This is a genomic window from Mobiluncus mulieris (assembly GCF_014204735.1).
Taxonomy (GTDB): Bacteria; Actinomycetota; Actinomycetes; order Actinomycetales; family Actinomycetaceae; genus Mobiluncus; species Mobiluncus mulieris.
Map to the genome: position 1 here is coordinate 1,398,082 of NZ_JACHMA010000001.1, position 20,276 is coordinate 1,418,357.

Consider the following 20,276-nt stretch of genomic DNA (forward strand, 5'->3'; position numbering starts at 1 on the left):
TCTTGCTGCCTTTTGCGGGTTCAGGATTTTTCCCTGAAGGTAATCCGCTACATCCAGCCAATGCCGCTCCACAGACGCCCAGTGCCAGGGTCAAAGCAGCGAGTCGGTATGGCCGTCTATGCAATGTAGCCTCTTCCCGCGTGTAGCTCTGATAATTTACTCGCCCCGGTGTAGGAATACGGTTCGGCCCATTTACCCCACCTAACATATGCGGATTTCCCAGCCGGATCCGCAAAATGAATCGCCCGGCCGTATTCCATATATCCATAAATCTCTATCCAGTGGAAAATATCTCTTCCCTTAGGCATTGCATTAAAATCTAGACCTGCTTTTTTCCAGATATTGGACAGCAGCGGCTTATTTTGGTTAATATCATCCACCGTTCGAATCACTAGTGCATCGATATGCGCTGAGTGCCCTCCATGTCCATAGGGAGTGGGATAAGCAGTATAAGAAAACTTACTGTGCGCATTCATCACTTTGGCTACTGGACTGGTGCCGTTTCATCCGACCACCCAGTTCCCGCATGTGAGGTAGTGCCCAACCACCCAGCAATCTGTGACTGGTTGTAATCCTTATTTTCATTTCGCAAAGCGGCTTGCACTGCTGCGGGTTCGCAATAGTAGCTGTTTTCTTGGGGGCTCATCGTTCGCCCTAAGAATCTATATTCGTCAGGGCTAAAGCGGTATGTTTTAGCCCGGCTCTGGGATAAGGCGTAATCCTCAGCGATGGACTTCTTGCCAGCGTTTCTCTCCTTCCGGGGTGCGCTTCTGGTAATCCCAACCTTTTTCCGTCCACACCGGGTACCAGGTACGTTCAGGACTCACGCACCAGTAATCCCCCAAGGCGCAGTTTGTAGTATCAGAGCTACCCGGCGGCACTATTGGCGGGCGTGACTCTAAGGAATTCGTATCCTCTGGATTGGAGCTCTCCGCCTCCACGGGTGTTGCCGAGCTATCCGCAGGAGCTACCGATTCCCCGTCAAAATTTGGGTCATCAGCATCAACAGCAAAAGCCGGGGACACCATGCCGAGTGTTGCCACCGAAGCCAGCACCATTATGAGATTTTTCCTAAGATTCATCATCGAGCCCTTCTTCTACAGAGTTTTTTAAAAAGAATTTTTGATACGCTATCACTGATAATCCGCTCCGTCAATGCATTCGGATTACATCTTAAGCCTTTGCCTAATTCGCGTCCCACCTGGGCGACTTCTAGGGAGTGCGTCAGTCGAGTGCGGGAAACGCTCATGTTCGGCGGGGGCGTATTCACCAGTTTCACTCACCCCTCTAGCCTACCTTGCCGCCGTTGAATTTCACGGTTTCATGAGGTGTTATTTGTATCTTCTGCACTGTTTTACTATTTAATCCCCAGTAAAAACGCTAATTGGTTTCTGATTTCTTTCATTGTCAGCTCGTCAAGAAAGCCTATTTTCTTCCCTAAAAGCGCCTTATCCACAGTAACTATTTTCTCGGTCATAACGAAGCTGTCCCGTGTCAACGCGTTATCTGCGGTGGGACGCACTTTGACCCGTGTCGAAATATTATCGGAATCAAAAGATGTCAGTAAACACAATACAATCGAGTCAAAATTTTCAACTTCGGCATCTTGCACGACAACTACTGGACGTGCCTTGGAAGCATAGGCATCATCACGTAAAGTCCAGATTTCGCCGCTGTGCATTTATAGCTTCCAAGGAAAGAGTCGTAGCAAATCTGGTGGCATCCGCTTCATTAGTAAAAGGCTCGACATCAACAGGTTGCAAAGAACGCACCTCGTAGGGAAAACCTCGATGTGAGTTGAAAGCATAGATGAACATCCGCAAAGCGTCTGCCGGAGTAGTTCCCAGTTCCCTGGTGGTGCGCCGGAACAGCTCATATTGCTGTTCCTCAACTCGGGTAACCGCTTGTTTTAGTGGCATAATGCACCTCCCCTGAAGCTTACTGCTATAATTCTACCACTCTGAGTTAGCAATTTTGCTACCTGTAAGCACCCAAAAGGAATACAGTGGCAAAATTCCCAGGTGGCACCTCATGAACCCCGCAACAAACACAGCGAATCGAAAACCTCAAAGTGAGCCGACACTTAGTGGGCATAGGGGTCGCAGCCGTCGTCGTCGAGGTGCAAGGCCGCGCGGGCGGCAGCGTTCATCTCGCGGGTGTCCAGCCAGCCCTCGGGCAGGTGGACTTTGCGCTGGGTGCGGGAGCGTCCGTGTGGGCCGGTGGCCGCCGACGGATAGGGTGTGTCCGCGCCCAGTCGTTCTATCAATTCATGAGTCGCTTGTTCCAGCTCCGCCAGACTCTCCACTCGTGCCAACCGACCGCGCATCTCGCCACCCAGGCCGAAACCTCGGAAATACCAACCCAGGTGTTTGCGCATATCCCGCAGCGCCACCAGTTCGTTGCCGTAATGCGCCACCAGCCCCTCGGCGTGACGCCGCGCCACATTCGCGACCTCCCCCAGGCTCGGTCCCACCGGCACCGGCAACCCCCACAAGGCGGCGGTGATTTCGCGGAAAATCCACGGGCGCCCCTGCACCGCTCGTCCGATTTCCACCCCGGCGCACCCGGTTTGGCGAAACATCTCCAAAGCATCTGCGGCGCAAAACACGTCGCCGTTTCCCAAAACCGGGATATCCAGCACCTCTACCAACGCTGCGATATCCTCCCAATGGGAATGACCCCCATAGTATTCGCTGGTGGTGCGGGCATGTAGGGTCACTGCCGCCACGCCGTTGTCCTCCGCCACGCGGGCTACGTCTAGGAAAATCCGGTGTTCCGCATCGATACCACTGCGGATTTTCACGGTGACCGGAACCGGGAAACTGCGCCCAGAGTCCTCACTAGCAACACGCGTTGCCGCCACCACCGCCGCCACAACTTCCCCGAAGTACGCGGTTTTCCACGGCAGCGCCGAACCCCCGCCCTTGCGAGTGACTTTGGGTACTGGACACCCGAAGTTCAAATCAATATGGTCAGCTAGACCGCGACGTACGAGCTCGCCTGCCGCCCAGGCCAAGTCCTCCCCCACGACCCCGTAGAGCTGGATAGACTTCACTGCCTGCAACGGCCCGGATTTCACCATCACCCAGGAACGTTCCGACCCCATCCGCAAAGCCTTCGCGGTGACCATCTCGCCGACAAACATGCCCTCCACCTGGGCTTTCCCCGGCATGTTCCCCGGCCAGGTGGTACCGGTTTCCGCTGCTGCGGAGGTCTTGGTCACGCTGCTGTTAGTATCCTCGGTGGCAACGGCGACTTTCCTTTCGGCTTCATGAGGTGCTTGCCCCTTCCCCAGCTCCACCTCCGGGCGAGCCAGCTCAACGGGCAAGCCCTGGCGGGAAAATTCCAGGCACAGGTCTCTGAAGGGCGCATTGGTCACATCCGCCATCGGCGCCAAAGCCACCGGGGTCACAAACTCCACCCCCCCAATCCGCAACAGGGGAAATAATGCTTCATTCACAAATAAATCCTCATGGGTTCTAGCAGAACAAGACTCCATCTTACTGGAAATCTTAAAATTTTTTAACTCGTACTCTGTTTCTTGTAAGGAGCGCTCAAATCACTTTTTTAGTTGTCACAAGTATGCAATTATATAAGGGTCGTGATACATGTCTAACAGATTAAGTAGTAACAATATAGGGGTTACTTTAAATTCGGACCGGGCGAGGTGCAGCGTAGCTTGGTGACACTCTTGGTAGCATATAGTTTCTTGTAGTCACGTGTCCGCATTTGGAAACCGGTGTCCTGGTCAATCAGGTTTACCCCCCAGCCGGGAAATAACTGGTCGCTGTCCAACGAAGCATTCTCATCTAGGAAATTCAGGGTTTTAGCCTCACTACCAGCCAAGCGATCACTAAGCTTTAACGCTAAAGAAGTTGTCCCCAGAGTGTCACGACCCGAAATCACTTCAAGGTCATGGCTAGACTTAAGTTTCTCACACCCTGTGGTAGCGATGCACCACACCTTCGCGTCTTTGCTCAGGCTGGCAGGCAGCTTGGGATTATGTGGGTCAACAGACAAAAAAGAACCACCCACACGCGCCGCCACCGAAGCCGCCGCCACATTCTCAATAGTGTTTAAGGTCACAGACTCTACATCTGATTTTTTTGTGCCAATACCAACAAAAACCTGCCTAGCAGTATCCGGATAATGACTACTCATCGTCTGCCACACTTTAAGTGAAGTTTCGTAACGATTAGACCCCGCTAAACGCGTCACCTTAAATCTTCCTTCACGCAACCAACGCTCTGTTTGCGTATCTACCTGCATCGAACCACCTATAATTATCAGTTTTTTTATACCCTCGTCTCGATAGTTATTTAGACGATTTTCAAGGATACCTTTTGCGTCCTTCAAATCTGACCCTACAATCACAGAATAGTTCTCTTGATCACTAAAAGAGGTTCCCAGGGTCTTGGCGTATAATCCCGCTAATATTGGATCAAGTTGACTGTCTTCCCCTACCAAAACCAAAGTCTCATTGGGAGGGACATTGGGATTCAAAAAATCTGGAAAGCCTCTGTCAATTCCTAATCTAAACATAGGGGTTTCGGATACGTCTACAAATTCATCACTGTGAGCTGCGCAGCTTGTAACACAGAAAGCCAAAGTAAGCGCAATCACCATAAATATACTAATGTTGGAGCGAAACATTTTAGCCTCCCCGCAAAAACTACATTGTCTTCAAAGTTATATGTAACAGTTTTTCAGCTACACTAACTGGCGTAAAATAATCCCTCCTTTTACCATCAATCTTAGTAGCACCCGATAACACCCCTGCAGCACCACCACTAGAAAAGAACGGCCCCCCAGAATCCCCTTTTTTGGTAATTTCGTCCTCTAGAGCAAAGAAATTGCAGTGCGGATTATTATTATCTGTTTTATGTCGCCCAGATAAGGCGCAAAACTTACCACGAACTTTACTGACTTTACGTCCAGTTCTTTGGCCACTAAACGCCAAAGCTTGGCCTATACTGGGCTCTATCTTCCAAGTGATGTTAATCAACGTACCCGTGTTATTACTCCATATCTGCGGTGCGGTATCGTATCCGTCTGCATACAAAACAGCAACATCACCCCTTTTTGTATATTCATGGTCACCAATTTCAAGACGAATGTTTCCTGCATTTCCGTATCTTGCATCGTAGTTACCTTCAACACAGTGCCCAGCAGTCAATAATGAATTCGGGTGACCCGGTGCTGACACCGAAAATCCAGAAGTACATTTTGAAATGTATTCTGAACTAATATGAGAAAATATGTAACCTCCACCATATAATGATTTTTGAACTATAGCCGCTTCATTATTTGGAACTGTCCTGATACGCAAATTCACAGACTTGTCAGAAGTACGATTTAGAACCACCTGGGATTCAGATTCTTCAATCGCATCGTTTGTGCGTTGAATATGGTCTAGCACACCTTCAGGAAGCTGAATAGTGATGGCGGCGTTCTTAACATCATAAGATGCGGTAATACTGTCAGAATATTCCCCTCCTGATAGAAGATTAAAGAATTTAATCTTTTGTGCAATATATGAGGTATAGTCATTTTCCGAATATTCTAAATTATCTGACATTATATAACAGGAGCTTTCTTTCAACAATTTTACAATATGCTGTGGAGCTTCACCTTTTATCCCTATCTCCGTTTTATCAGTTTGAGGATTATACTTCTTGAAGGCAAAAGTTTCCCCCTGATCTTCTTTGATATAATCATACAAACCTGTTTCTATCGTCCTGATATGGTCAGGTACATTGTCTAACCAAGGGTCAAAACTGCAGGAACCGGTTCGCTGTAATCCACGATGCTCGTCATTTGACGCAGCTTGAGACGATACAGAAACCCCCAGAACCATCAACAGTGTCAGGGGTATGGCAATTATCCTCATCGCTCCTCCCAAAAAGTAATTTCGGATAAAAATACCACAGGCTGCTGATGCTGGTCAACCCTTCAGCCTACTTAATCCAAGATTAACTGTAAACCCCCTAGCACCCATAAAATCGCTGGTGGTGCGGGCATGTAGGGTCACTGCCGCCACGCCGTTGTCCTCCGCCACGCGGGCTACGTCTAGGAAAATCCGGTGTTCCGCATCGATACCACTGCGGATTTTCACGGTGACCGGAACCGGGAAACTGCGCCCAGAGTCCTCACTAGCAACACGCGTTGCCGCCACCACCGCCGCCACAACTTCCCCGAAGTACGCCGTTTTCCACGGCAGCGCCGAACCCCCGCCCTTGCGAGTGACTTTGGGTACTGGACACCCGAAGTTCAAATCAATATGGTCAGCCAAGCCACGCCGCACCAGCTCGCCTGCCGCCCAGGCCAAGTCCTCCCCCACGACCCCGTAGAGCTGGATAGACTTCACCGCCTGCAACGGCCCGGATTTCACCATCACCCAAGACCGCGCTGAGCCCATCCGCAAAGCCTTCGCGGTGACCATCTCGCCGACAAACATGCCCTCCACCTGGGCTTTCCCCGGCGCATTCGGACGCGGGGCAGCATCGATTGCAGCTTTGATATGGGCTTGCGTAGCGGCAGTGCTTCTATTTGCGGACATGGTCACGTCACATGTGGCGGTTACCATCTCGGTTTCATGAGTGGCTTGCCCCTTCCCCAGCTCAGCCTCCGGGCAAGCCAGCTCAACGGGTAAACCCTGGCGGGAAAATTCTAAGCACATGTCCCGAAAAACCGCATTGGTCACATCCGCCATCGGCGCCAAAGCCACCGGGGTCACAAACTGAACCCCACCCAGGCACAAAGGCGCAAATTTAGTCCTATTCACCGCCGTCCCCTCATGAATCCGAAACCAAAATAACCGCAAACCAGTCTACCCGGTGGCAGACGCACTCAACCAAATATGTTTATCTCGTGAAGCAGGGTTTCTTATGATAGGATTGAATCCTACTGAAGGGAGTCGGAGATATGCGGACAACCACGCAGTTGAGCGTTACTTTGCCTAATGAGATGGCCGAGGCAGTAAAATCACGGGTAGCATCGGGTGAGTACGCCAGCGAAAGTGAGGTTATCCGCGACGGATTGCGTACTTTGCTGGCTCGCGATGCTGCGATAGAACATTGGTTGCGCACGGAAGTTGTTGCCGCCTATGACGAGTTGGAGGCAAACCCCACCTGGGCAATTACTTCCACCCAGTTACGCCAACGCCTCGCCCGGCGACAATCCGACCGTATTCACCAAGGTTAGCGAATGAAAAAGGTTGTATATTCTGCCCGGGCGGAGCAACAACTTTGGGAACTGCAGGATTACATTGCTGTAAAATCAGGTTTTTTGGATGTCGGCGAGTCATTCATTTCAGAGATTGTTGATTTTTGTGATTCCATGGGGGAGTTGCCTTTACTGGGAACACTTCGTGAGGATTTGCGTCCGGGTCTGCGAATCGTGGGTTTTCGTCGCCGAGTCGTTATTGCCTACGTAGCACGAGCAAAGCGCATAGAAATTCTTGGTGTCTTTTACGGCGGACAGGACTACGAGTCTCGACTATCTACAGACGGAAATTGAAGTAAAAACCGCCTGTCGGCTAGTAGATAACCATAATCAGGTTGCACCCACTAGCCGACACTCAGTTCACGTTGCCGCGCGGTCAATAATTTTATGAGTTTATTTGCGGCGGCGGATAATCCGTTTGATCATTACCCGGCATATTCTGCGGTTGGATTGCAGCTGGCTGCTGCTGCGGATTATAGGCCGGCTGCGGTTGCCCGCCCGTTGGAACCGGATTCTGTTGAGCTATCTGCTAGCCCTAGCAAAGCGGCAGTTTATCGCGCAAATACGCGACCAAGCCTTCCATGGGGATGCGCTCTTGGGTCATGGAGTCGCGCTCGCGCACCGTGACCGCGTGGTCGGAAACCGAGTCGAAGTCCACCGTGACACAGTACGGGGTGCCGATTTCGTCCTGGCGGCGATACCGGCGTCCCACCGCCCCGGCATCGTCATAGTCCACGTTCCAGAATTTCCGCAAATCCGCTGCAATCCCCCGCGCTAAATCCGGCAGGGTTTCCTTTTTGGACAGCGGGAATACCGCCACCTTAACCGGCGCAAGGCGCGGGTCGAGACGCAGTACGGTGCGCTTATCCACCCCGCCCTTGGTGTTGGGCGCCTCGTCCTCGGTATAAGCCTCGATCAGGAAGGCCATCAGGGAGCGGGTCAACCCGGCGGAAGGTTCAATAACATAGGGCACCCAACGCTCATCCTTGGCCTGGTCGTAGTAATCGAGCTTCTGGCCGCTGGCCTCGGCGTGTACCGACAGGTCATAGTCGGTGCGGTTGGCGATACCTTCCAGTTCTCCCCACTTGGAGCCCTCGAAGCCGAAGGCATACTCAATGTCCACCGTGCGCTTGGAATAGTGCGACAGCTTTTCCTTGGGATGCTCATAGAACCGCAGGTTATCGGCCGAAATCCCCAAATCCGTGTACCAGGCAAAGCGGTGGTCGATCCAGTACTGGTGCCATTCCTCGTCCGTGCCGGGTTCCACAAAGAACTCTAGTTCCATCTGTTCGAACTCGCGGGTGCGGAAAATAAAATTCCCCGGGGTAATCTCGTTGCGGAAAGACTTGCCGATTTGGCCAATCCCGAAAGGTGGTCGCATCCGGGCAGAATTCATCACATTGGCAAAGTTGATAAAGATTCCCTGTGCCGTTTCGGGACGGAGGAAGTGCAAGCCCGACTCGTCATCCACCGGCCCCAAATACGTTTTCAACAGCCCAGAAAATGCGCGCGGCTCGGTCCACTGTCCCTTCACTCCACAGTTCTCACAGGCCACCACGGCCATGTCCACCGTATCGGGATTGTCGATTCCGTGTTTTTCGGCGTATTTTTCCTGCAAGTCGTCCTCGCGGTAACGCTTGTGGCAGCTGGTGCATTCAATCAAGGGATCGGTGAAAGCTTTCAGGTGCCCGGAAGCCTCCCACACCTTCGGCGGCAAAATCACCGAAGAATCCAGCCCCACCACGTCCTCGCGGGAACGCACCATGTAGTTCCACCAGGCCTTTTTGATGTTTTCCTTCAGTTCCACCCCCAACGGGCCGTAATCCCACGCGGCACGGGTGCCACCGTAGATTTCACCGCAGGGATACACGAATCCACGTCGTTTCGCTAAAGAAATCACTTGTTCCAGGGTTGATGCCACGGGGCTGCTCCTTTTCTCTGTTCTCTACTTGCGTCGGTTTCGTCTGTTGCCGCGTGGTTACGCTTCCCCTTCATGAGGTGCCACTTTCCTTGGCAACAAAACATCACTAAGGAACCATTTTAGCCCGACGGGTTGCGGAAAAAGAATTTGTCGACCCTTCGCGCTGTGCCGGCATCGTAAATGGCACCTCGTGAAACGGCGGTTTCACGAGGTGCCACCCGACAATCCAAGTGTTACTTGAGTTCCAACAAGAACCGGTGGTCCAGGTACCAACGCAACGGACGATCCAACACCACTATCGCACCCCCACCCGGATTGGTCTCGGTTTGCGCGGTCAAGCCTTCCAACACGGCCATCGGCAGGGGGGCTTGCACCTCGAACACCCGGTAGGGCTTGTCCTGGTTCAATTTCATGCCACGATTCGCCAAGGGCGTCCCCAAGGCAAACAAAAACTGTGCCTTGTCATCGTCGAAACAGTCCAGCAAATCGCCGGTATGCAATTCATTAGAGCCCGGCTTACCCCCACGCGAAATCGTGCGGGCATCGATGCCAATACTGGTTTTCCGACCCCGTTCGGGGGCATCAACCGGCAACTCGCCAACCGGCAGAACTTCGGTACACAGACGATGCACCAGGTCAACCGCATCTTCCAAGGAATCCACGGTGTCGTAAATCGCGAATTCCGCCCCGCGCTGGGAGCCAACCACATATTCTGTCTCTCCCCACGGCGCCACCACCCACGGGCCTTCTTCAGCGAGGGGCAACTCCGAGTCACGCGGATCAAAACCACGCACCACATCTGCGGCAGTCAAACCCTTGGCTTCCACTAATTCATCGAAATAGCTGCGATAGGGAGCCCCGGATTTGTCGCCAGAATCAGATTCCGGGGGAACGTCCCACAGCCGGTCACCTTTAGAGGAATGTTTCCCGGCACGCTTCTGGGCGCGGTCTTCCCAAATAAGCCGCGCTAACTTGGCGATTTCTTCGTGGCGGTCATCGCGCAACTCCGCGATGACCTTCAAAGGGGTCGCGTCATTAGCCATCGCCGCTTTTTGCACCCTAGTGTCACCATCATGAGCCAGTTTTGCCAATACGGAGGGCGGGGTGCGATTTTGAATCGCTACCAGGTAGCGAGCTCGCCACGGAGCCGCCAGCGCGATAGTATCCAACACCGAATCCGGAATAGTGGTGGATTGCGAAACAAACTCGGCTAAATCGGGGCGTTTACGGATGATTTCTTCCCATACGAAGGTCGGGGCAATGTCAGAAATCGCTCGAAGAAAGTCCTCCTCGCTGTGGGAGGTGATCAAATCAGCGAATTCCTGCACCGAACCAATCACTGCGGACTCCTTTCGAACTCTAACTTTCTATTCTAGCTTAGGACATGCTCGGGCATTTAAACCGGTTACGCCGCGCATACCCGCGCGACGTAACCTAAAATTTGGGGTGTTTTCCCGTTACTTAACCCGATAGCACCAACCATGCGTGTCTTCAACCGTTCCCCATTGGATTCCGGTAATAAGGTCATGGATATGCTTGGTCATAGTTCCGACGGGGATTTCAACGTTAAAGTCTTCGCCGCCCAATCGACCAATCGGAGTTACTACTGCAGCCGTGCCACAAGCAAAGCATTCCGTGACTTTGCCGGATTTGATTTGATCTAACAGCATCAGCAAAGAAATCCGGGCTTCTCGCACTTCCACCCCTTCGTCTCGCAGCAGCTGCATAATCGTCGCGCGGGTGCCGCCCTCCAGGATACAACCCGTCAAAGCCGGAGTGGCGACGTGTCCATCCTGATAAACCACGAACACGTTCATTCCCCCCAGTTCATCGAGGTATGTTCCCGTAGCAGCATCCAGGAAACAAACCTGATCATAGCCTTGTTCTTGGGCGATTACCTGGGCTTGCATGGCACCAGCGTAGTTACCGGATGTCTTCGCCGCCCCGGTTCCGCCCGGACCCGCCCGATGGAATTCCTGGGACACGTAAATGCTGACCGGCGCGAATCCGGATTTGAAATACGGCCCGGACGGGGAAGCCACACAGAAATAGGTGACCTCGTCGGCGGGGCGAACCCCCAGGAAGTCCTGGGAGGCATACATTACGGGACGCAGATACAGGGTGGCTCCGGCGGTGGTGGGTACCCACCGTGCATCAGCACGCACCAAATCCACACAGGAACCCACAAAATCCTCTACCGGCAGCTCCGGCAAGGCCAGACGTCGCGCTGATTGGTTAAATCTGTGGGCGTTGAAGCCCGGGCGAAACATCCAAATCGAGTCGTCTTCACGTCGGTAAGCCTTGAGCCCTTCGAAAATTTCTTGCCCATAGTGCAAAACAGCGGTTCCCGGAGTCACCGGCAACGGCCCGTAGGGTTTAATCGTTTTTTCGCCCCAGCCCGCCGCGCGTGTCCAAATCGAATGCGCCATGTAGTCGCTAAAGTCCTTGCCGAAACGCAGTTCCCCCATGATGCGTTCATATTCGCTTGGTTCCGTTAGGTGGTCGTGGGCTTGCACGACCCACCGCCCCGCAATTTCATCAGCGGGCGGCAGGGGTTGTTTGGCCAATTCTTCCAATGTACTCATTATTAATCCTGCTTCTTTCTTCGTTATTATCTAAAGTTGAACACTTCGTTTTACGCCAAAATCCGACAAAAACCAAAAACGCGCTAAATCCTCAGTCATAAAAGAGCCCCTCCCCCGGGTTTTACCCGGCTACGGCACGGTTTTAGGGGCAAGTTGACGCAACCGCGTCCCCACACTTTCCAAGACGTGGTTTTCATTAGCGGCGCGTAGTGTTTTTAGCTCCACCGCCCCGGCATTTTGATCGGCCATAAAACGCGCGGCAAACTCCCCGCTTTGAATCGCGGCTAAAACCGCTTTCATCTGGGTTTTTACTTCGGGGGTAATCACGCGTGTCCCCCCGGTGTATCCGCCGTATTCAGCCAGGTCACTCGCGGCGGTACGCCGCCCCCACACCCCGGCCTCGCCCAGCCGACGCGCTTGTTGTTCTAGCTGATAGCACACCTCAAAATACGCCACTTCCGGTTGATATCCGGCTTCCACCAGGGTTTCGAAACCGCTTTGAATCAACCGGTTCAGCCCACCACCCAACACGGCCTGTTCACTGAACAAGGCGGCTTCGGTGGCTTGAGCGAAAGTCGTGGCCACCACTCCGGCACGGGTCAACCCGATTGCCGCCGCATAGGATTTCACCACTTCCCACGCCATACCCGAGGCATCTTGCTGAACTGCGATTAGCCCGGGAATTCCCTGTCCGGCCACGAATTCGTCTCGCAACTCATGAACCCGTCCCTGTGGGCAGACCAAGCCGACGTCGAGGCCAACGGCCGGGCGGAGGTATCCGTAACGGACGTTGAATCCCTCGGTGAAGATTACGGTGTCATGAGGTGCCAAGTGGGGGGCGACTTCGGAATCGTAAATGTGGACTTGTCTAGAAAGCGGTAGTGCCACCAGCACCACAGACGCAGCGGCCACGGCCGCCGCCAGGGGCTGCACCTCGAAACCTTGTTCCTGGGCTTTAGCGCCCGCCCGCGTCGTCGACGATAGGCCAATAATGACCTTTACCCCAGAATCCCGCAGATTCAAGGCGTGCGCCGCAGCGAGCGCCCCGTAACCCAACACGGCTACCCGCCGGCTTTGGATAATCCCAAGGTCAGCATCGTCAGCAAATAAAATCTGGGTCATTAATTTCAAGCATACTCGTTTGGAGGCAAAACTACCTCTAGACCCGACTCGACGCTTTGCGTGGTCTCGGTGTCTTCGGGGACTTCCCCGGGCTCGGTGATAGGTGACGCGCCGCGCCCAATAGCCACAGTGCCGGATTGCACGATTTCTTTAATCCCGAAAGGCTCGAGTTCCCGAAACAGCGCGGCGTTCTTCAGCGGTGAGCCACTCGACTCTATAACCAGGGTTTCGTGGGACACGTCAACCACATGGGCGCGGAACATCGCTACGATTTCCAGCACCGCCGTGCGTTGAGCCTGGGCGACTGCAACCTTGATGAGTACCAGTTCGCGTTCCACGGCGTTTTCCGGTTCTACCTCGACGATTTTCAGGACATTGCCAAGCTTGTGTAACTGTTTCTTAACCTGTTCCAAGGGCACTTCGGAAACATCAACCACAATCAGAATTTGGGAGAATTCCGGGTTCTCGGTGGGAGCTCCCGATAGGGACGTGATGTTAAAAGCACGGCGAGCAAACAGTGCGGCTACCCGAGCCAACACGCCGGGTTTATTTTCCACCAATACACTCAAGGTACGAGTTTTCCTCATGGTTCACTGCCTCTCTAATTGCAACTTCGCTAACTGTGCAGTATATCAAGATGCCTGTGCCCAAAGTCCTTGTTGAGAGGGGATTTTGAATGGTTAACTCGGTACTGTGCGATTTAAACCCTCTGAAACCTTAGGACACTTATTTGCCAGCAAGGCGAAACCTGCCACTAATGCTGGGGACGACAAAGATTCCAAGCCCGAGGCAAGCCCGGCATCAGAAGTATCTACCGAGGAACCTCCGGTAGTTCTAAACACCCAAAGTCTGTTAGAACTGGAACAAACCCAGATTACTCTCTCGGAGCAATCCCGCACGATTATGCGCCTGGGACATGCTCTCCAGGCTTGCGGAGCTTCGGCTTATCGCATCAAGATTTCCATGGCGCGTTTGGCGACTGCCCTTGGTGCCGACGAGCACAATGTACAAGTCACCTTTGGGGAAATTAGTTCTACGGTGTATCTGCCACCGTATTCGCGTACCGCTGTTTTGGAGCAACGCGCCTTTGGGACAAACGCCGCGAAACTCGACCGGTTGCGTAACTTTGTGCAGAATCTGAAACCGGGAACCACCATAGCGGCCGCGAATGCCGCCATGGATCGTATCGATTCCTATCCCCTAGAGTACGGAAAACTGGTAAACGCTTTAGCTTCAGGGATTGCTTGTGCGTGTTTCTGTTTCTTGAACCGGGGGGGCTTGGTTGAATGTCTCTTGGCTGGCTTGGCGGCGGGGTTGGGGCAATTCCTGCGCAAACTGATGATGACCCGGAAATTCAACCACTTTGCGGTGTGGCTGGTAGCGGGTTTCGCGGGAGCAACCTTCTATATTATATTTGCCACCCTGCTGGAACTGATACTGCATCAGTGTATGAGTACCGGTGATTTGAGCGCACTGCCCATATGGTTGCGTGGGGATTCCATCGGTTTGCGTTCCGGGATTGTTTCGGCAGTGTTGTTTCTGGTTCCCGGTTTCCCGCTGATTACTTCCATGCTGGATTTGGTGCGTATGGACTTGTCGGCGGGTATTCCCCGGTTTGTTTACACATTGATGCTGGTGGTTTCCGCTGGGGTAGCCGTGTGGCTGGTCTCGGTGGTGTTTGACTGGGCGGTTGATCCTCCCGCACAGCCCCCAATACATGGGGTGTGGTTGTTTGTAGTCCGCGCAATTTGTTCTTTTATTGCTTCTACCGGATTCGCCATGCTGTTTAACTGCACCTGGCGGCTGAGTATCTATGCGGGTCTGATTTGCGGGGTGGTGAACCCTTTGCGCTTCCTGGCGGTTGATAACGGGGTGACCTGGCAGCTCGCGGTGGGGTTAGAGGCGTTAGCGATTGGTCTGTTGGCTGACGTGATTTCGCGGGCGGCAAATTTTCGGTATTCACGAGTTTCCTTGTCTGTTCCTGCGGCCGTGCTCATGGTTCCCGGTGTACCACTTTATGCGGCTCTGACCCACCTAAATGACGGGGATTATTCCCAAGCCTTCATATCGCTAACTGAGGTGTCGGTAGTAATCTTGGCCATCGGCATCGGTTTGGCCAGTGCCCGGATGCTCACCGACCGTAACTGGCTGCAAGATCGCGTGTTGAAAGGCAATCACCCGGTTCTAAATCCTGACACCCGGTCAGATTACAGTATGCGCTGATAGTATTTAAGAGTGTTATGTTCACCCCCCGTTTAGGGCTATCCCGGTTCTGGAGACAGGGACGAGTTTAGGAGGACTCTTGCTCGAATATTTTGCGGCCAATCCAATTGTGATGCTGACCTTCCTATTGGGGGTCGGTATGGCACTTGGACACATCAAGATTAAGGGCGTTTCACTGGGCGCTGCAGCGGTGCTGTTTTTGGCTATAGCTATCTCCGCGTGGGGCAGAGCCTCTGGTGTTGAGCTAAAGATTCCCCGCGAAATCGCGGTTCTAGGTCTGGCTCTGTTTGCTTTCTGCATCGGTACGAATGCAGGAACCAGCTTTTTCGCCACCTTAAAGACCGCTTGGAAAGCTATTTTGCTGCTGATTGGATGCTACATAGTGGTTTGTTTGCTTGGGGTGGGGATCGGAATGATGCTGGGCATGAACGCAGCGCAAATCGGTGGCACCATCGCCGGGGCATTGACAAACACGCCTATGCTGGATGCCGTGGGCGAAACTTCCGACGATCTAGCGGGTGCCACGGTGGGCTATTCTATTACCTACCTTTATGGCGTGCTGGGGATGATTCTGTTTGCTTCTCTGGCATTGCGCGCGGGCAAGAGCGATAAGGACGCCCCCACCCCTCTGGTGACTAAAACCATCAGAGTCGAAACAGCGGCACAACCCCGCCTGGGCGAAATCTTTGAACGCTTCGATGAAAAACTGGCGATTACCCGTTTGCGTCGCGGGGAAACCGGACCGATTATGCGTCCGAATATGTCCGATACCTTGAACAAAGATGACCTGGTAACCATTGTGGGTGAAGCCGCCTCGGTTGACCAGATTATCAAGGAACTGGGACACCCTTCTTCCCATCCGCTCCAAATTGACCGCCATTACCTGGATTACCGGCGCATCACCCTTTCTGATGTAGCGAAGGCCGGCAAGACTATCTCGGAGCTCAATATGGGAGATCGCTTCCAAGCCACGATTTCTCGGGTGCGTCGTGGGGATGTGGACATGGTGGCGTACCCGGATTTGGTACTACAGTTGGGTGATCGGCTGCGCGTAGTGGCGCCGAAGGCCAATATTAAAGTGATTACCAAATACCTGGGCGATTCCACCCGTGGTCTGACCTCCTTGAACCCGGTGGGGCTTGGCGTGGGGATAACGCTAGGTTTCTTGATTGGCCAGATTCCGATTCCGAACCCGGGCGGCGGGTATTTCTCGGTGGGATACGCAGCCGGGGCAATTATCATGGGCCTGATTATGGGGCGAGTGGGTCGTATCGGTCCCTTCGTAACCGGCCTGCCCTACACGACCGGACAAGTGCTGGGAGAAATTGGCCTGTTGCTGTTCTTAGCGCAAGCCGGGGTCAACGCCGGGGGCGCGATTCAAACTGCTTTCACCGGGGGCGACTGGTGGAGAATCCTGCTGGTAGGGTTCATAGTCACCAATCTTTTCGGTATCCTTCTTTACATTTTCATGCGGTGGATTGGCAAAATGGGTGGCACGAAACTGGCTGGCTTTATGGGAGGTGCCCAAACCCAGCCGGCTGTGATGGGCTTTGCCAATGACCAAACCAATGTCGACCCGCGCATTTCCCTGGGCTATGCCATGGCCTATCCGGTGGCCATGATTACCAAGATTCTGTGCGGCACTTTCATCGGGATGCTCTAACGGGTTCATTTAATTCATTTAATTCATTTAATGCTTTGGGGTTGTCCGTAATTGTTGACAGGTTGGGTGTTTAGCACCTTTTTCTGGAGTTAAGTTCGGTGGGGTGTGCCCGAATAGTGGAAGAATCGGGGGGAGGCTGGCACATGCTGTCATCCCCACCTGCAAAAATCCCCCATTGTTTTAGGGAATTGCCTATACAACAGTCGCACTCTTTCCCTTAGCGTGATATATTAAAAATGGCTTTACGTTTGAGTAAGAAACTTCGCAACCCGCGCTGCCCCAAATAGGAAAAGCAGCGCATTACCCAGCTTGCTAGGGATATGCGCGCCGGTAAGGTTCACACCATCTCGCTCAACCAGCTGAAAACTGAACTAGGACTTGATAAGTTTCCTCCGATTCCCAATATTCTCGACACAATGAACGCGCAGAACTGAGACGCTTCCACCGAGGTTCTTAATAAGGCGGGCGAACAAGCCGCAGCTGGGGCAGAAAAGGCTTCGCGGTTGTAGCCGGGGAAGTCAAAGACTTAGCCTCGGATACCGGAAACGCCACTAGTGAAATCGGCGATAAAATCACCCAGATTCAAGCCGATATCGAAGAAGCCGTCACCGCGATAGGTGAAATCACGAATATTATTTCCTCTATCAACGACTACCAAACCACTATCGCGGCGGCGGTAGAGGAACAAACCGCAACCACCAATGAAATGTCACGCTCCGTTTCGGAAGCCGCTGATGGCATGTCCCAAATCTCCGGCTCGATTGCTTCCCTGGCGCAAACCGCCAAAGACAGCCGCACCGCCGTAGACGGAATGAACGAACAGTTCGTCCAGCTCCGTGCCGCTTCCGGCTCGCTCAAAAAACAAGCTGAAGCCTTTAAACTGTGAGCACTGCGAGTCTCTAGTCTTTCAGATTACTACCCCACAACGTTTGCCCCCCGGAAAATTCCGGGGGGCAAACCGTTAGGAAGAACACAGCAACTTTAAGGCGGTTGCCCTCTGGTGAGACCGGGTTAGGTAGTGGCAGTTTAGGGCGCTGGAGGTTTGTGCTTTATGGAAGAAAATGAAGTCGCAAGTAGTAAGTGGGACAACCCAGACGCTATGAAGCTCAAGGCGTTGCCTAATCCGGCAACAATTCGCCTAGAAACAGTCGCCACGTTCCGGTAGGATTGCTTCGTGGAAACAGTGCTGCAAGGGCGCGGGTTGCGCCGTAGTTTTGGGGATTTCTGGGCGGTAGACGGGGTTGACCTCGACCTTCACCCCGGAAAGATTACCGGTCTGATTGGCCCCAACGGAGCGGGGAAAACCACCTTGCTACTCATGCTGGCCGGAATGTTGGCTCCTACGCAGGGCAACATCACCGTGGCGGGGATGGACTACCAGACCCAACCCCGCCAAGCGCGTGCCCAGATTGGCTGGCTTCCAGATTCCTTCGGCTCGTGGGGGGAGCTGAAAGTCAAAGAAATCCTCAGCTATTTCGGGTGCCTCTACGGTTTGGACGCTCCCACCGCCGCAAAGCGCACGCGGGAGCTGCTCGAAACCGTGCGTTTAACCGAAATGGCAGACAAATATGCCCATGTTTTGTCCCGCGGCCAAAAACAACGCCTGGGCGTGGCTCGGACATTACTGGCGACCCCAAAGGTGCTGCTGTTGGACGAGCCCGCTTCCGGGATGGATCCTGGATCTCGCATCGAGTTGCGCGAACTGTTGCGCCGGCAAGCCGATTCCGGGGTGGCGGTGCTGGTTTCATCCCATATTTTGACCGAGCTAGAAGACATGGTCGATGACGCGATTTTCATGCAGGGCGGGAAAGTCGTGGAACTTTCCACTCTAAATACCGGCGATTCCGGTTCTAAGACTGGCTCCCTCCACTACCAGCTAAAGATATTAAACCCGGATAAACTAGCGGATTTCTTAGCGCAAAACCCCGGTGAAGCTTTAAAACAGCTGGCACCTCATGAAGCAGAATTAAACGTAACAGACGAAGCCACGGCAGCCGACTGGCTCACGCGCCTGGTACAAGCCGAAGTACAGGTTGGCGCCTTCACCCCCGCGAAACAAAGCCTGGAGGAACTCTATATGCAGATGGAAGGCGGTAAACGCAGTGAGTAACGAAAACCTGACTCCGGAAACCGGTGTTCCCGCTGATATGAGTGCCCTGCCCTCGGAAACCGGCGCCACCGCCGACAAAAACGCTATGAATCCCGAAACCGGCATTCCCGCCGTCAAAACTACCCTGCCCTCCACGTGGAGCGCGGTGGGCACCGTATTCAAGCTGGAGCTGCTGGGGCGTGTGCGTTCCAAAAAGTGGATTATCGCCCTGGTGGTGTGGATTGCGGTGCTGGTGTTGACCTGGCTGGGCACCCTGGCTTTTGCGCGACAATATATGTGGGGTGGCGAAGTCGGATCCACCCCCCAATATGAGGTTTTGATGTGGGTGTTGGGTATGCTGCTGTTCTTTGCCACCGCCGTGTCCTTGGTGGTGGCACCCGCACTCTCGTCCACCAGTATTAACGGCGACCGCGAAACCGCGAACCTGGCGATTTTGCAGGTCACGCCGATTACCCCGGGGCAACTGTTGTGGGGGAAACTGCTGGCAGCCTGGATTTCCGGGATGGTGTTCGCACTGGCGGCGGCGATACCGCTGGGTATCATGGTCACTATACACGGCCTGGGATGGGGAATGTTGGGGCGCTCTCTGGCGATTATTTTGGTAGAGATTTTCGTGGTGTGCGCCCTGGGATTGGGTTTTTCGGCGGTGATTACCCGCCCGGTGATTTCAGTGCTGATTACCTATCTGGTGTTGGGGGCGCTGACCGTGGGTGGACCGATGGCTTTTGCCTTTACCTATCCGGCGGTTTTGGAAAAAGTCGAACATCCCGTGATGATTCTAGACCAGAATCCCCCTGCTAAAGGGGTGCCTTATGGTACCTATACGCAGAAATACGAAAAAGAAAGCTGGACTGAATACTGTTACCAAAGTACCCGCGACAATACCGTCTCCCATACTGACCGCACCTGGTTTCTGCTGATGACCTCGCCCTTTACCATTCTGTCCGATGCCGCCACCGGGCTGCAGACTGGACGTAAAGCCTTGGCCGCGAAAAACGATGAGCAGCGTTACTCGGTGAATTCCAGTTCTCCCTTCGCTTTGATATCGGCGAGTGTAGCCGATGCCCGTCGCCCCCGCCCCAGCTCTGCGCAGTACCTGCAAAAGTTGAAAGCCGTCCCCCAGCCCTATATCTCTGTTTGGGATGATTGCTATATAGATAAAGACAATCAGGTTCATGACGCTAACGATGACAAGCAGCTGGATGCCGCCCGAAGCAACTTCTCCGACGACAGACTCGGGTTTCTGTCCTATATGGGACACTGCTGGTATTGGGGGCTGGGTCTGCACGTGGTGCTGGCCGTAATCGCGGTGGTCGTCGCCTGGCGACGCCTGCGCACCCCGGTGCGACACCTGGCTAAAGGCGTGCGCATTGCCTGATAAACCAAGAACTTGTTGTCTACAATCTTCTTCGCTGCTTCTAGGCTAGA

The 20,276-nt window shown here is 53.5% G+C and carries 18 protein-coding genes and 2 pseudogenes; 7 read left to right on the top strand and 13 right to left on the bottom strand.

Annotated features, from left to right (window positions below; all coding sequences use genetic code 11):
• Positions 1-116 precede the first annotated feature (116 nt).
• The 8 genes and pseudogenes from F4555_RS06305 to F4555_RS06340 all read right to left on the bottom strand — a co-directional run.
• Positions 117-476 (bottom strand): hypothetical protein, encoded by a 360-nt coding sequence (locus F4555_RS06305; protein WP_004016503.1) that lies wholly within the window; start codon positions 474-476, stop codon positions 117-119.
• A gap of 246 nt (positions 477-722) precedes the next feature.
• Entirely contained in the window at positions 723-1,058 is a 336-nt protein-coding gene (locus F4555_RS11220; protein WP_244854295.1) for a hypothetical protein, read from the bottom strand.
• 299 nt (positions 1,059-1,357) lie between these two features.
• Positions 1,358-1,681 carry a type II toxin-antitoxin system PemK/MazF family toxin gene (locus F4555_RS06315; protein ID WP_004011951.1) on the bottom strand — a complete coding sequence of 108 codons (324 nt, stop codon included), beginning with the start codon at positions 1,679-1,681 and terminating at the stop codon, positions 1,358-1,360.
• On the bottom strand, positions 1,650-1,919 hold the full coding sequence (locus F4555_RS06320) for a hypothetical protein (RefSeq protein WP_004018481.1): 270 nt from the start codon (positions 1,917-1,919) through the stop codon (positions 1,650-1,652). Before F4555_RS06320 ends, F4555_RS06315 begins: the two co-directional genes overlap by 32 nt.
• 164 nt (positions 1,920-2,083) lie before the next feature.
• The gene (locus tag F4555_RS06325; protein WP_036370057.1) at positions 2,084-3,499 is read right to left on the bottom strand and encodes a tRNA dihydrouridine synthase; all 1,416 of its coding nucleotides are present in this window, start codon (positions 3,497-3,499) and stop codon (positions 2,084-2,086) included.
• A 143-nt stretch (positions 3,500-3,642) separates the two neighbouring features.
• The gene (locus F4555_RS06330; protein ID WP_004018494.1) at positions 3,643-4,653 is read right to left on the bottom strand and encodes a cell wall-binding repeat-containing protein; all 1,011 of its coding nucleotides are present in this window, start codon (positions 4,651-4,653) and stop codon (positions 3,643-3,645) included.
• A 19-nt stretch (positions 4,654-4,672) separates the two neighbouring features.
• Positions 4,673-5,890, bottom strand: a complete 1,218-nt coding sequence (locus tag F4555_RS06335) for a trypsin-like serine protease (RefSeq protein WP_004018484.1) — start codon at positions 5,888-5,890, stop codon at positions 4,673-4,675.
• 102 nt (positions 5,891-5,992) lie between these two features.
• A pseudogene (locus F4555_RS06340) lies at positions 5,993-6,823 on the bottom strand (tRNA-dihydrouridine synthase); the annotation flags it as partial.
• 101 nt (positions 6,824-6,924) lie between these two features.
• Between F4555_RS06340 and F4555_RS06345 the strand changes: the two are divergent.
• Both F4555_RS06345 and F4555_RS06350 read left to right on the top strand, forming a co-directional pair.
• The gene (locus F4555_RS06345) at positions 6,925-7,203 is read left to right on the top strand and encodes a type II toxin-antitoxin system ParD family antitoxin (RefSeq protein WP_004018486.1); all 279 of its coding nucleotides are present in this window, start codon (positions 6,925-6,927) and stop codon (positions 7,201-7,203) included.
• A 3-nt stretch (positions 7,204-7,206) separates the two neighbouring features.
• Entirely contained in the window at positions 7,207-7,518 is a 312-nt protein-coding gene (locus F4555_RS06350; protein ID WP_004016499.1) for a type II toxin-antitoxin system RelE/ParE family toxin, read from the top strand.
• A 241-nt stretch (positions 7,519-7,759) separates the two neighbouring features.
• Here F4555_RS06350 and F4555_RS06355 read toward each other — a convergent pair whose 3' ends face one another.
• The 5 genes from F4555_RS06355 to ilvN all read right to left on the bottom strand — a co-directional run bounded on the left by F4555_RS06355 (position 7,760) and on the right by ilvN (position 13,439).
• The gene (locus F4555_RS06355; protein WP_004018461.1) at positions 7,760-9,145 is read right to left on the bottom strand and encodes a glycine--tRNA ligase; all 1,386 of its coding nucleotides are present in this window, start codon (positions 9,143-9,145) and stop codon (positions 7,760-7,762) included.
• Between the two features lie 233 nt (positions 9,146-9,378).
• Positions 9,379-10,485, bottom strand: coding sequence for a TNT domain-containing protein (locus F4555_RS06360; RefSeq protein WP_004011945.1), 1,107 nt, complete (start codon positions 10,483-10,485; stop codon positions 9,379-9,381).
• Positions 10,486-10,602: 117 nt separating this feature from the next.
• Entirely contained in the window at positions 10,603-11,730 is a 1,128-nt protein-coding gene (locus tag F4555_RS06365; protein ID WP_004018510.1) for a branched-chain amino acid aminotransferase, read from the bottom strand.
• A 129-nt stretch (positions 11,731-11,859) separates the two neighbouring features.
• Positions 11,860-12,852 (bottom strand): ketol-acid reductoisomerase, encoded by a 993-nt coding sequence (gene ilvC, locus F4555_RS06370; protein ID WP_004011943.1) that lies wholly within the window; start codon positions 12,850-12,852, stop codon positions 11,860-11,862.
• Positions 12,853-12,857: 5 nt separating this feature from the next.
• Complete coding sequence (gene ilvN / locus F4555_RS06375; protein WP_004011942.1) at positions 12,858-13,439, bottom strand: acetolactate synthase small subunit; 582 nt, start codon at positions 13,437-13,439, stop codon at positions 12,858-12,860.
• A gap of 106 nt (positions 13,440-13,545) precedes the next feature.
• Between ilvN and F4555_RS06380 the strand changes: the two genes are divergently transcribed.
• The 5 genes and pseudogenes from F4555_RS06380 (at position 13,546) to F4555_RS06400 (ending at position 20,226) form a co-directional block, all read left to right on the top strand.
• Positions 13,546-15,075 carry a threonine/serine exporter family protein gene (locus tag F4555_RS06380; RefSeq protein ID WP_004011941.1) on the top strand — a complete coding sequence of 510 codons (1,530 nt, stop codon included), beginning with the start codon at positions 13,546-13,548 and terminating at the stop codon, positions 15,073-15,075.
• Positions 15,076-15,154: 79 nt separating this feature from the next.
• Positions 15,155-16,738 (top strand): aspartate:alanine exchanger family transporter, encoded by a 1,584-nt coding sequence (locus F4555_RS06385; protein WP_004011940.1) that lies wholly within the window; start codon positions 15,155-15,157, stop codon positions 16,736-16,738.
• Between the two features lie 490 nt (positions 16,739-17,228).
• Positions 17,229-17,624, top strand: a pseudogene (locus F4555_RS06390) (methyl-accepting chemotaxis protein); the annotation flags it as partial.
• A gap of 288 nt (positions 17,625-17,912) precedes the next feature.
• Complete coding sequence (locus F4555_RS06395; protein WP_004011939.1) at positions 17,913-18,848, top strand: ABC transporter ATP-binding protein; 936 nt, start codon at positions 17,913-17,915, stop codon at positions 18,846-18,848.
• Positions 18,841-20,226: an ABC transporter permease gene (locus F4555_RS06400; RefSeq protein ID WP_004011938.1), complete on the top strand. Its 1,386-nt coding sequence runs from the start codon at positions 18,841-18,843 to the stop codon at positions 20,224-20,226. The genes F4555_RS06395 and F4555_RS06400 overlap by 8 nt, the downstream gene beginning before the upstream one ends.
• Positions 20,227-20,276: the final 50 nt, after the last annotated feature.